The sequence below is a fragment of the Micromonospora sp. LOL_024 genome, from assembly GCF_048060415.1.
Classification (GTDB): domain Bacteria; phylum Actinomycetota; class Actinomycetes; order Mycobacteriales; family Micromonosporaceae; genus Micromonospora.
Genome location: NZ_JBHMIS010000009.1, coordinates 130,285 through 142,429 on the forward strand (window position 1 = coordinate 130,285; position 12,145 = coordinate 142,429).

General features: G+C 71.0%; 12 protein-coding genes. 6 read left to right on the forward strand and 6 right to left on the reverse strand.

From position 1 onward, the window contains the following. Window position 1: 1 nt before the first annotated feature. Genes paaC through paaA form a run of 3 tightly spaced genes read right to left on the reverse strand, consistent with a single transcriptional unit; the run spans window position 2 to window position 2,146 of the window. Window positions 2-727, reverse strand: a complete 726-nt coding sequence (gene paaC, locus ACFHWY_RS13140; RefSeq protein ID WP_416580441.1) for a 1,2-phenylacetyl-CoA epoxidase subunit PaaC — start codon at window positions 725-727, stop codon at window positions 2-4. Window positions 728-782: 55 nt separating this feature from the next. Further along, complete coding sequence (gene paaB, locus ACFHWY_RS13145) at window positions 783-1,094, reverse strand: 1,2-phenylacetyl-CoA epoxidase subunit PaaB (RefSeq protein ID WP_416580442.1); 312 nt, start codon at window positions 1,092-1,094, stop codon at window positions 783-785. Beyond that, the gene (paaA, locus tag ACFHWY_RS13150) at window positions 1,091-2,146 is read right to left on the reverse strand and encodes a 1,2-phenylacetyl-CoA epoxidase subunit PaaA (RefSeq protein WP_416580443.1); all 1,056 of its coding nucleotides are present in this window, start codon (window positions 2,144-2,146) and stop codon (window positions 1,091-1,093) included. Before paaA ends, paaB begins: the two co-directional genes overlap by 4 nt. Window positions 2,147-2,504: 358 nt before the next feature. On the opposite strand from paaA, the gene ACFHWY_RS13155 reads away from it, so the two are divergent. Together ACFHWY_RS13155 and ACFHWY_RS13160 are read left to right on the forward strand one after the other, a co-directional pair. Beyond that, complete coding sequence (locus ACFHWY_RS13155) at window positions 2,505-3,482, forward strand: hypothetical protein (protein WP_416580444.1); 978 nt, start codon at window positions 2,505-2,507, stop codon at window positions 3,480-3,482. Beyond that, window positions 3,482-4,423, forward strand: coding sequence for a serine hydrolase (locus ACFHWY_RS13160; protein WP_416580445.1), 942 nt, complete (start codon window positions 3,482-3,484; stop codon window positions 4,421-4,423). The genes ACFHWY_RS13155 and ACFHWY_RS13160 overlap by 1 nt, the downstream gene beginning before the upstream one ends. Before the next feature lie 7 nt (window positions 4,424-4,430). On the opposite strand, the gene ACFHWY_RS13165 is transcribed toward ACFHWY_RS13160, so the two are convergent. From ACFHWY_RS13165 to ACFHWY_RS13175, 3 genes are read right to left on the reverse strand one after another with little or no spacing between them, the layout of a single operon-like run. Then, window positions 4,431-5,282, reverse strand: coding sequence for a menaquinone biosynthetic enzyme MqnA/MqnD family protein (locus ACFHWY_RS13165; protein ID WP_416580446.1), 852 nt, complete (start codon window positions 5,280-5,282; stop codon window positions 4,431-4,433). A 33-nt stretch (window positions 5,283-5,315) separates the two neighbouring features. Further along, the gene (locus tag ACFHWY_RS13170; protein ID WP_416580447.1) at window positions 5,316-6,662 is read right to left on the reverse strand and encodes an MFS transporter; all 1,347 of its coding nucleotides are present in this window, start codon (window positions 6,660-6,662) and stop codon (window positions 5,316-5,318) included. Window positions 6,663-6,701: 39 nt separating this feature from the next. Next, complete coding sequence (locus tag ACFHWY_RS13175; protein WP_416580448.1) at window positions 6,702-7,283, reverse strand: ArsR/SmtB family transcription factor; 582 nt, start codon at window positions 7,281-7,283, stop codon at window positions 6,702-6,704. 172 nt (window positions 7,284-7,455) lie between these two features. Here ACFHWY_RS13175 and ACFHWY_RS13180 point away from each other — a divergent pair, with 172 nt between their 5' ends. From ACFHWY_RS13180 to ACFHWY_RS13195, 4 genes are all read left to right on the forward strand, one after another. Next, the gene (locus ACFHWY_RS13180) at window positions 7,456-9,600 is read left to right on the forward strand and encodes a HelD family protein (RefSeq protein ID WP_416580449.1); all 2,145 of its coding nucleotides are present in this window, start codon (window positions 7,456-7,458) and stop codon (window positions 9,598-9,600) included. Next, the gene (locus ACFHWY_RS13185) at window positions 9,597-10,481 is read left to right on the forward strand and encodes an ABC transporter ATP-binding protein (protein ID WP_416580450.1); all 885 of its coding nucleotides are present in this window, start codon (window positions 9,597-9,599) and stop codon (window positions 10,479-10,481) included. The genes ACFHWY_RS13180 and ACFHWY_RS13185 overlap by 4 nt, the downstream gene beginning before the upstream one ends. An 11-nt stretch (window positions 10,482-10,492) precedes the next feature. Further along, the gene (locus tag ACFHWY_RS13190; RefSeq protein ID WP_416580451.1) at window positions 10,493-11,230 is read left to right on the forward strand and encodes an ABC transporter permease; all 738 of its coding nucleotides are present in this window, start codon (window positions 10,493-10,495) and stop codon (window positions 11,228-11,230) included. A gap of 96 nt (window positions 11,231-11,326) precedes the next feature. Continuing rightward, a complete protein-coding gene (locus ACFHWY_RS13195; protein ID WP_416580452.1) occupies window positions 11,327-12,112 on the forward strand; it encodes a VOC family protein in 786 nt (261 codons plus the stop codon). The last annotated feature ends 33 nt before the right edge of the window (window positions 12,113-12,145 follow it).

The following is a 12,145-nucleotide window of genomic DNA, read 5'->3' on the forward strand; positions in this document are numbered from 1 at the left end:
CTCACCAGTTCGCCCCGGGGTGCGCGCGGTGCAGCACCTGCATCTCCGCGAGCAGGTACGACAGGTGCTCGGTGTGTACCCCGTTCCGGCCGCCGGCCGGCGTCCAGCCGGAGTCCGGCACGGTGATCGTCGCCTCGGCGACAACGGCACCGACGGTGGCGTCGAAGTCGGCCCGCAGGGCGGCCGGGTCGACTGGCGCGTCCGGCTGAGCGGCGAACAGCTCGTGGGCGTACGGCCAGATCTGGTCGATGCCGGCCTGCATCCGCCGGGACGACTCATCGGTGCCGGCGCCCAGCCGCTTGACCCAGAGCGTGGCGTGGTCCAGGTGGTAGGCCGACTCCTTGCGCGCCTTCGCGCCGATCGCCGCCAGCCGCTCGTCGGCGCAGCCCGCCAGCGCGTCGTAGAGCGGCAGTTGGTACGCCGACAGCACGAGCAGTTTCGCCATGGTCACCGCGAAGTCGCCGTTCGGCAGCTCGACCAGCAGGCAGTTACGGAACTCCCGGTCGTCGCGCAGGTAGGCCAACGAGTCCTCGTCCCGGCCGGCGCCCTCCAGCTCGCCCGCGTACGACAGCAGGAGCCGGGCCGCGCCGAGCTGGTCCAGGGCGATGTTGGCCAGCGCGATGTCCTCCTCCATCTCGGGCGCGCGGGTGGTCCACTCGGCCAGGCGCTGCGCCGCGATCAGTGCGTCGTCGCCGAGGGCGAGCGTGAAGGCGAAGGGACCGTTCACCGGGTCGTCTCCGTTCGTGACTGCGGGACTCGCAAACCCGGCTCACTGCGCACGCTCACAGGTGGGACACCCCGTCTGGCACCTCGTAGAAGGTGGGATGGCGGTACACCTTGTCGGCGGCCGGGTCGAAGAAGGCGTCCTTCTCGTCCGGGCTGGAGGCGGTGATCGCGCTCGCCGCCACCACCCAGATCGACACGCCCTCCTGACGCCGGGTGTAGAGATCCCGGGCGTTACGCAGGGCCAACTCCGCGTCGGGCGCGTGCAAGCTGCCGACGTGGGTGTGCGCCAGACCGCGCCGGGCCCGCACGAAGACCTCCCACAGTGGTGCGGGGCTCTCCGCGCCGAGCCGGTCGATTCGCTCGCTCACGCCGCCACCGTTTCCTTGTCACGTTGCTTGGCGGCGTACGCCGTGGCGGCCGCACGCACCCAGGCGCCCTCGGCGTGGGCGCGACGCCGGTGCGCGATCCGCTCCCGGTTGCACGGTCCGTCACCGGAGATCACCCGCAGCAACTCGGCGTAGTCGGGTTGGGTGTAGTCGTAGGCCCGGCGCTCGTCGTTCCAGCGCAGGCCGGGGTCGGGGATGGTCAGCCCGAGCACCTTGGCCTGGCCGACGCACATGTCCACGAAGCGCTGGCGCAGTTCGTCGTTGGAGAACCGCTTGATCTTCCAGGCCATGGACTGGGCGGAGTGCGTGGAGTCGCCGTCCGGCGGGCCGAACATGGCCAACGACGGGTACCACCAGCGGTCCACCGCGTCCTGGGCCATCGCCCGCTGCGCCCCGGTGCCGTGCGACAGGACGTGCAGGATCTCGTAGCCCTGGCGCTGGTGGAACGACTCCTCCTTGCAGACCCGGATCATGGCACGGGCGTACGGGCCGTAGGAGCAGCGACACAGAGGCACCTGGTTGACGATCGCGGCCCCGTCCACCAGCCAGCCGATCGCTCCCACGTCGGCCCAGCTCAGGGTGGGGTAGTTGAAGATTGAGCTGTACTTCTGCCGGCCGTCGAGCAGCAACTCGACCAGTTCGTCCCGGCTGATGCCGAGGGTCTCGGCGGCGGCGTAGAGATAGAGGCCGTGGCCGGCCTCGTCCTGCACCTTGGCCAGCAGGATCGCCTTGCGTTTGAGCGACGGTGCGCGGCTGATCCAGTTGCCCTCCGGCTGCATGCCGATGATTTCAGAGTGCGCGTGTTGGGCGATCTGCCGGATCAAGGTCCGTCGGTACGCCGCCGGCATCCAGTCGCGCGGCTCGATCTTCTGGTCGGCGTCGACGACCTGCGTGAAGTACGCGGCCAGGTCCGTACCCGGTCCGGCCGCGCGACGGTCCTGCGTCGCGGCGGCGCGCAGCGCCACCTCGGCGGCCTCGACCTCGTCGAGCAGGCCGCCGGGCGGGTCCTCGCCCGGGAGGTCATTGCCATACATGCAGCAAGTGTTACAGCTGGGCATTGAATGCACCAGGGCGTGTCACACAAATCCAAGATTCCTCAGCGTTACACGACGACCCCCGTTCGTAGCCATGGCCACTATGAGTTAGGTCACAAATTTTGGACAAATTCCCCCAAGTAGCACAACTCAGTAAGTTGTCCCACCTTCACCCCGTGTTGCCCCGTGTCGGGTCCTGGCATCACGCCGATTCGCACGTAGACTTCCCCCGTCACACCGATCGACGACAACGATCGCCGGCTCAGAGGGCCACTTCCCCCGGCCCAGGGCGATCCGCACCGGTCAGTCCTGGCAACAAGCCGGTCCCCCGGCCCCGACATCTGGAGTTCACCCGCTCATGCGATCTCGCGTGACCATGGTGCTCGCCGTCACGGCGGTGCTGCTCGGCGGCGTCATGCTGGTGCCGGCCGCGTACGCCCGGCTTTCCTCGGACGAGACGACCCCCGCCCAGCAGAGCGTGGCCGCGCCCACGCCCGCCCCGCCCCCACCACCGACCCTCGCCGCCGGCAAGGTCTCGGTGAACTTCAAGGGCGAGTTCTTCTCCTGGGCCCTGCTGGACCGGGAGTCCGGCGAGATCTCCGGCGCCAAGAACATGACCGCGACCAGTTCGACCGAGTCCATGCTCAAGGTGTGGTTCGTCGCCGACTACCTGCGCCGGCTGGGCGACAAGGAACCCACCGCGGCGATGAAGGATGCGGCCAGCCGGGCCATCCGGGACAGTGACGACGACGCGGCCAACACCATCTACCGGGCCGTCGGCGGGTCGTACAGCGTGCCGGCCGGCGGTCAGCCCGGCCCGGTAGTCAAGCGGGCCATCAGCATCTGCGACCTCACCGACACCAAGCGGGGCAGCGTCACCGGCTACGAGGGCTGGTGGAGCTTCACCCAGATGTCCCCGCGCGACGCCGTGCGGCTCGGCGACTGCATCGCCGACGGCACCGCCGCCGGCCCGAAGTGGACCAAGTGGCTACTCAGCGAGATGAGCAGGGTCCGCGGCAGCACCGCCGCCGAGGACCAGGAGCTTCGCGCGGGCGGCGGCAGGTGGGGCATCGTCGACGGCCTTCCCGAGTCGATCACCAGTCAGGGCCCGGTCAGTATCAAGAACGGCTGGACCCCCCTCGAATACGACGGCAACTGGCACGTCAACTGCCTGGCCGTTGCAGAGGAGTGGAGCCTCGCGGTGATGCTGCGCTACCCGCAGAGCAGTAGTCTCGACTATGGTGCCGACGTCTGCGCCAGCGTCGCCGCCCAGCTGGTCACCCCGCAGCCCGGCGGCGCACTCAAGGTGCCGCAGCAGCCGATCGGAAAGCTCTGATGGCCGGCCGAGGCCGCCGCGACCGGCGGGGCGAAACATCACCGCTGCGGCTCGTGGCCGTCGCTGCCGTGCTGGTCGGGCTGGTCCTGGTGTCGCTGCGGCTGCTGCCCGGTTCGCCCTTCGAGTCCACCGCCGCCGCCAAGTGGGGTCGCGGCGATTCGCCGCCGCGCGGCGACGCGCTCACCGACCGCAGCGTACGGTCCTCGCCTTCGCCGAGCCCCTCGCCGGAACCCGAGCCGCTGCCGTTCACGGCCGGGAAGCTCGACCTGGACATCGACGGCTGGTACGGGTGGAGCGTGCTGGACCGCCGCTCGGGCGAGATCATCGGCTCGGAGGACATGGCCGAGACCAGCACCACCGCATCAATGATCAAGTCATGGATCGTCGCCGACTACCTGCGTCGCACCGCCGACGCCGGGCAGACACCGAGCGACGCGAAGCTGGACGACCTGACCAGGATCATCCGGGACAGCGACAACACCCGCACGGAGCAGCTCTACACCCAGATCGGCCGGTCCGCCTCGATCGAGCGCCTGCTGTCGACCTGCGAACTGACCGACAGCAAAGTCGCCAGCGATCGCGGGTGGAGCCGCACCGAGCTGTCGCCACGCGACACCGCGCGGCTGGGCAACTGCATCGCCGACGGCACCGCCGCCGGCCCGAAGTGGACCAAGTGGCTGCTCGACGAGATGCGCCAGGTACGCGGCGCTGGTGACTTCGGCATCCGCAAGGCGTTCCCGGCCGCCGAGGCCAAGAAGATCGCCATCAAGAACGGCTGGGTCGACCGCACGAAGGAGCAGGAGATGCACGTCAACTGCCTGGCGATCGGTGACACCTGGACGATGGGCGTGATGCTCCAGTACCCCATCAACAAGGGCTACGAGTACGGCATGGACAACTGCGAGAAGATCACCGACGCCCTGCTGACCGCCGCCCCCTGACGCTCGGTCAGCCGGTGAAGAACTCTGGGCCGCCTGCCGGCAACGCCGGAACCTCACCGAGGGCGGTCGCGCGACGGGCGAACTCGCGCAGACCCGCGACCTGACGGTCACCGAGCGAGAAGTCCAATGCCCGGAAGTACTCGGCCAAGGTGGCCGCGTCGAAGGGCTCCCAGCGGGCCGCCGACTCGGCGACCTGGTCCAGCTCGGCAAGGCACAGGTCGCGCGAGCGTAGGAACGCCTCGTGCACCTCCTTGACCAGGCCGGGATGGGCGTCGGCGAAGTCGCGGCGCACCGCCCAGACGGCAAAGACCATCGGCAGGCCCGTCCACTCCCGCCAGGCCTGACCCAGGTCGGTCACAGTCAGCCCCTGCCGGGGTGCCTCGTACATCGCCCGCAGGGCCACGTCGCCGATGAGGACACCGGCGTCGGCCTCCAGCAACATCTGGGTCAGGTCCGGCGGGCACCGGAAGTACTCGGGCTGGACCCCGTACCGCTCGCGCAACAACAGTTGGGCGAGCAGCACCCCGGTTCGCGAGGTGGAGCCCAGCGCGACGCGGGCGCCGTCGAGGTCGGTCAGCGGCCGGGTGCACACCAGGTTGACCGACAGCACCGGCCCGTCGCTGCCGACCGCCAGGTCGGGCAGGAGCAGCAGTTCGTCGGCGTGCCGAAGGTACTCGACGTGGGAGATCGGTCCGATGTCCAGGTCACCGGTGACGAGTTTGGCACTGAGTCGGTCCGGCGAGTCCTTGTGCAGGTCGACGTCGAGTAGCGCGCCGGAGCGCATCAGCCCCCAGTAGATCGGCAGGCAGTTCAGGAACTGGATGTGCCCGACCCGGGGGCGAGCGACGCTCTCGACCATGTCCTGACCGTATCCCCGCCGTTCGCGACCCGCTCAGCTGCCCGCCACGGAAGTGGCCAACCCCGCACCCGCCGGGCCTGTGCTCGCCGGGCCTGTGCTCGCGGCGTCCTGTCTGCTACACGCACGCTCAGCCCGGACCGCCCGCCGGACGTGCCTGACGAAGGCGACCAGCACCAGTAGCCCGGCAATCCCGCAGCCGACGATCAGCGGGCGCGGCTCGGTCACCTCCAACATGAGGCCACCGATCAGGTAACCGAGCATCGCCGCGCCCTGCACGGCGGCTCCCATGGCGGCGAAGGCCCGACCACGCGCCGCCTCCGGCACCCGCCGGGCCATCACCACGTTGTTGAGGACGTTGTTGCCGCCGTTACAGATGCCACCGAGGAGCCAGATCGGCACCAGTAGCAGCGCCACGGGCACCGTCACCGAGACCAGCACCATCAGGCAGCAGCCGCCGAGCAGGAGCAAGCCGCACTGGACAAGGGCACCGTCGTCGGCGAACCGCCGGGCGAACCGGGCGAAGGTCCAGGCACCGCAGAGCACCCCGAGAGTCCACGCCCCGGTGACCAGGCCGTAGACGGTGGCCGAGGCACCCAGGGTCTCCCGTACGTAGAAGACCTCGATGACGTTGATCGCGCCGACCGCCGCGATCACGCCCGCCAGGGTGGCCACCATCGCGAACAGCAGCGGGTCCCGCCGCAGCCGCCAGTTCGCCGCCGTCGCGGCGTCGTCGGTTGCCGGCGCGGTGTAGCCGGTGGCCCGGGCGGTGCCACCGGGCGATGACACCGACGCCGTCGTGCGCCGCGTGCCGCCTCGGCGGGTACGGATCAGCGCTCCGGCGAGGACGAGCGCGAGATAGCTGGCCGCACCGATCAGCAGTGGCACCCGGGTGCCGAACCCGCCCACCAGGAAGCCGGCCAGGGCCGGGCCGGCCAGCACGCCGAGAAGGCCGGCGGTCTGGTTGAGTGCGGTGGCTCTGGGCAGGTCGGCGGGGCGCACCATCGACGGCACCAGGGCGGCGAGCACCGGCTGGGTCACCGCCAGGCCGCAGGCGAGCAACGCGACCAGGCCGATGACCAACTGCGGTTGGCCGGCGTATGCCAGACCGAGGCAGATCACCGACTGGGCCAGGCCGGCCCCGATCAGGAGCGTCCGGCTGTCCACCTGATCAGCCAGTCGCCCGGTCAGCGGGGCGAGCACCACCAGCGGCAGGGTCGCCGCCAGCAGCACCCCGGCGACTGCGCGACCGCCCGCCCCGGAGGACTGGAGGGCCAGCGTCAGGGTCGTGGCGGCGAGGAACTCTCCGCAGGTGGCGACCCCTCGGCCCGCGGTGGCGAGGCCGACGTCCACCCAGCGCGACGGGGCAGATGTGAACGACATACTTCGAAAATAATGCTTCGCATCTGTCGTACGCAAGCCTCAGTCCAGCGGCAGCGCCTTGTACTGGACGACCACCCGACGGGCAGTCGACGGTGGATCGGTCCGGGTCCTTCGGCGGTATGGTCGCAGTAGAGCCAGCACCGCCTTGTTCAACTCAGCCAGCTCGTCCGAGGTGAGCAGCAGCAGCGACTCGCTGAGGATCGCATTGCGGTACCACTCCTCCGACTCGTCCGGCGCCCGGCGCAGCCAGTCGCGGCTGCGCGCCAACTCCCGCGCGAGGAAGACCTCCACCACAGCCCGCTCGGCGTCGCGCACCGACGGATCGGCGTTCCGACCGGCGTCCACGGTCCACGACTGGACCGCGCTGCGCCACAGTCGCTCCCGGGCGTCCCCTCGGCTCGGCGCCTCCTCCACCAGCCCGAACCGGGCCAGCGCCCGCAGGTGGTAGCTGGTCGCGCTCGGGGACAGACCCGCCACCTCGGCGCACTCGGTGGCGGTCGACGCTTCCTCGGTCGACGCCAGATGTTCCATGATCGCGAGTCGGGCCGGGTGGGCGATCGCCCGCAGAGTCTGCGGGTCGCTGATCGTCACCCGGGGCGGCTCGGGGTGCGCCTCCGTCATGCCACCATGATCCCCCGACCACGGAAAATCCCATTGCCGCCCATCCGCCGGGGCGTAGGCTTTCCGTTCCGCCCGACGGCCGCGGTGACAAGCACCGCAGCGGACGTCCCCGCGCCGACCACGAGTCGGGAACGCGAGCGGCAGCCTTCTTCCCGTATCAAGGAGTCCGTGGATGAGCCTGCACGCCCGACCACTGCCACCGCCCGAGTTGAAGGACGAACTGGCCGCCGAGCAGGCGCACCTGTCCCGGTCCCGCGCGGCGCTGCACCGCATGCGGAAACGCGCCGAGGCGCTCTTCAGCACCGGTGACAAGGTGGCCGGCGACGCGTACACCGCCGAACAGCTGGGGCGGCACCTCGCCCGGCGGGTGACCGAACTGGCCGACGACCCCCGTACCCCGCTGTTCTTCGGCCGGCTCGACTTCGGCGACGCGGACGCCGAGCACGCCGGGCGGCGCTACCACGTAGGCCGCCGACATGTGACCGACGAACAGGGCGAACCACTGGTGCTGGACTGGCGGGCCCCGGTCTCCCGAGTGTTCTACCGAGCCAGCGCCCGTGACCCGCAGGGCCTCGCGGTGCGACGCCGTTTCGGGTTCGGCAACGGGGTGCTGACCGGCTTCGAGGACGAGCGCCTCGACCGGGGCGAGGAGCTCGGCACGGCCAGCCGGATCCTCACCGCCGAGATCGAACGCCCCCGCGTCGGTCCGATGCGCGACATCGTCGCCACCATCCAGCCCGAGCAGGACGAACTGGTCCGCGCCGACCTGGCCGACTCGATCTGCGTGCAGGGGGCACCGGGCACCGGGAAGACCGCGGTCGGGTTGCACCGCGCCGCGTACCTGCTCTACCTGCACCGCGAGCGGCTGCGGCGGTCAAAGGTCCTGGTGCTCGGGCCGAACCGGGCCTTCCTGGGGTACATCGCCTCGGTGCTGCCCGCCCTCGGCGAGGTCGAGGCCGCGCAGAACACCGTCGAGGAGCTGGTCGATCGCGTCGCGGTACGGGCGGTGGATTCGCTGGCCGTGGCCGTCGTCAAGCACGACGCGAGGATGGCCGAGGTACTGCGCCGGGCGGTCGACGCGTACGTCGGTGAGCCGACCGAGCCGATCGTCGTGTCCGACGGATCGTTCCGCTGGCGGATCGGATTGGAGCCGCTGCACCGGCTGATCCGCGAGACCCGCGCCGAGCAGCTGCCGTACGCCGTCGGCCGGGAGCGGGTCCGTGCCCGACTGGTCGGGCTGCTGCAACGACAGTCCGAAGCCCGGCGAGCGGAGTCGCCAGGCGACGCGTGGCTGCGCCGGACAGGCCGGTCGAAGCCGGTCACCGCATTCCTGGACGCGGCCTGGCCGGCGCTCACCCCTGAGGGCCTGCTGCACGCGCTGCTCGCCGACCCCACCCGACTCGCGGCGGCCGCCGACGGCCTGCTCACCCCCGACGAACAGGCCCTGCTCACCGGCCCCGCCGGCACGAGACTCGGGCGGACTCCGAAGGCGACCCGGTGGACCGCCGCAGACGCGGTGCTGATCGACGAGGCCGCCGGGCTGATGGAGCGCCCGGCCGGGTACGGGCACATCGTGGTGGACGAGGCCCAGGATCTCTCCCCCATGCAGTGCCGGGTCGTCGCCCGGCGCAGCGAGCACGGGTCGCTCACCCTCCTCGGCGACCTGGCGCAGGGGACCGCGCCGTGGGCCGCCACCGACTGGCGGGAATCCCTGCGCCACCTCGGCAAGCCGGACACGCCGGTGGTGCCGCTGACCATCGGCTTCCGGGTACCCGCCGTCGTACTCGCGTTCGCCAACCGGCTGCTGCCGGCGCTGGCCGTCGACGTGCCACCGGCCGAGTCGCTGCGCGCCGACGGCGCGCTGGAGGTACGTGCCGTGACCGATCCGCTGGCTGCGACGGTGGCCGAGGTGCGGGCGGCGCTCACGTACGAGGGCTCCATAGCGGTGATCGCCTCCGACGACGCGGTGGACGGCCTGCGGGCGGCGCTGGTCGGGGCGGGGGTCGCAGTTGCCGCCGACGCCGACCCGGCGGCCGGGGCACGGGTAACCGTGGTCCCCGCCACCCTGGTCAAGGGCCTGGAGTACGACCATGTCATCGTCGTCGAGCCGGCCGCCGTCGTCGCGGCGGAGCCGCGTGGGCTGCACCGGTTGTACGTGGTGCTCACCCGGGCGGTGTCCCGACTGTCGGTGCTGCACGTCACGCCGTTGCCGGCCCCGCTGCACGCCACCGCACCTGGCCGGCCGGCCGAACCGGGACGCTTGCGGGCACCGGCTAGACCGGTAGACGAAGACCATCCGAAGGGAGCCCCCGCGTGATCCTCGCCCGCGCCGACCAGGTCAGCCGCCGATACGGCACCGTCCTCGCGCTGGACCAGGTGGACCTGGAGGTGCGCGGGGGTGAACTGGTCGGCCTGCTGGGGCCAAACGGTGCCGGCAAGAGCACCCTGCTCAACCTGCTGGTAGGGCTGCGCCGGCCGACGTCGGGCCGGGTGGAGCTCAACGGCGGTGACCCGCGTGAGCCAGCCAGCCGGCGGCAGGTCGGAGTCACCCCGCAGGAGACCGGGCTACCCAGCACGCTGCGGGTCGGCGAGGTGGTGGACTTCGTCTCGGCCCACTACCCGGACCCGATTCCGCGCGGCGAACTGCTCGACCAGTTCGGCCTGAGCGAGCAGGTCCGGCGACAGACCGGGGGATTGTCCGGTGGGCAGAAGCGTCGGCTCGCCGTCGCACTGGCCTTCGTCGGCCGGCCCCGGCTGGTGCTGCTCGACGAGCCGACCACCGGGCTGGACGTGGAGGCCCGACACACGCTGTGGGAGGCGATCCGCGCATTCCACGCCGGTGGCGGCACCGTACTGCTGAGCAGCCACTACCTGGAAGAGGTGGAGGCGCTGGCCCACCGGGTGGTGGTGATCGGTCGCGGCCGGGTACTCGCCGACGACAGCGTCGACGCGATCCGGGCTGTGGTCGGCGTACGCCGGGTCAGCCTGACCGCCGACGCGGTTCCGGCGCTGCCCGGCGTGGTCCGCACCGAGCAGGTCGACGGCCGGATCCACCTGCTCACCGCCGACGCCGACCAGCTAATTCGGGATCTGGTCGCCAGCGAGGTCGCGTTCCGGAATCTGGAGGTACGCCCGACCTCCCTGGAGGAGGCGTTCCTCGCCATCACCACCGCCGACGCCGAGCCGACGCCCGCCTGAGGAGACCCGCCGTGCAACTCGTCCTGACCCACGCGCGCTACCAGCTGCTGGAGACGATCCGCATCCCGATCGCGATCTTCGGCAGCGCGTTCTTCCCGGCCGTCGCGATGCTCTTCTTCGTGGTGCCGTTCGCCGGGAACGACCCGGTGGGCGCCACCTTCGCCACCGCCTCGATGGTCACCTTCTCGGTGATGAGCGCCAACATCTTCCAGTACGGCGTGGGTGTCGCCGAGGATCGGGCTCAACCCTGGGATCCGTTCACCCGGACGTTGCCGGTCGGGCCGGCACCACGCTTCACTGGCCGGATCGCGGCCGGGCTGGTCGTCACCTACCTGTCGCTGATTCCCCTGGTGATCATCGGGGCGACGTTGACCAAGGCCCGGATCACTCCGGGATCGTTCCTGCTGGCGCTGGTCACCGTGGGGGTGATCTCGGTGCCGTTCACGCTGCTGGGGCTCAGCATCGGGTACGCGCTGCCGAGCAAGGCGGCAATCGTGGTGGCCCAGATCGTCTTCTTCCCGCTCGCCTTCGGTGGCGGCCTGCTATCCGCGCCGGGTAGCGCGCCCGGCTTCATCGAGGCGATCGCGCCGTACCTACCCACCCGAGGTGCCGTCGAGTTGATGTGGGCGGCCGTCGGCGACCACCCGGTCAACCCCTTGTCGCTGGTCATGCTCGGTGTCTGGGTGGTGGTGCTGGCCACGCTCGCCGGGTGGGCGTACCGGCGGGACGAGGGTCGCCGGTTCAGTTGACGTTCGAGGCGTTTGCACCCCGGGTGCCCACCGGGCGGTGCCACGATTCCGGGGACGGCGGTCGGTCGGCGGTCGCCTGAGTCGAGAGGGGTGGCCGTGGCCAGCGTTCCACCGGGTACCCCCTGCTGGGTTGATTTGGCGACGCCTGGACTCGACGCGGCCCGCCGGTTCTATCCCGAGCTGTTCGGCTGGACCGGCCGGGTGGATGCCGAGCCGGAAGCCGGCGGTTACACGATCTTCCTGCTGGGCGGGCGGGCGGTCGCCGGTGCCGGCCCGCCGGCCGTACCGGACCAGGTGCCGATCTGGTCGACGTACGTCGCCACCGACGACGCCGATCTGGTCGCCGGCCGGGTGGAGCGGGCCGGCGGGCAGGTGGTGGTACCGCCGTTCGACGTCTTCGACCGGGGCCGGATGGCGGTCTTCACCGACCCGGCCGGCGCTGCCTTCAGCACCTGGCAGCCGATGGCCTTCCCCGGCGCCGAGGTATTCGACACCCCGGGCGCGATGAGCTGGACCGAACTGGTCACGCCCGACCCGGAGGGAGCCCGCGTCTTCTACGAGCTGGTCTTCGGGTGGCAGCCCGAGGAGGAACCGATGGGGCAGGCCGCCTACACCGGCTGGCGGCTCGGCGATCGGATGGTGGCGGGAATGACGCCACCGCTGGGCACGGAGTTCCCGACAGGTTCGCCGGCCTACTGGACCGTGTACTTCTCGGTCGTCGACGCGGACGCCACCGCGGCACACGCCGCCGAGCTGGGCGGCTCGATCCTGGTCCCGCCCCGGGACGTCCCCGCCGGCCGTATCGCCGCCGTCCGCGACCCGTCCGGCGCCCTCTTCTCCCTCATCGCCCTGACTTCACTCCCGCCAAGTCCAAGTCGATAAAGAAACTGTGTCTGGACCCGGCTGTCCTGACCG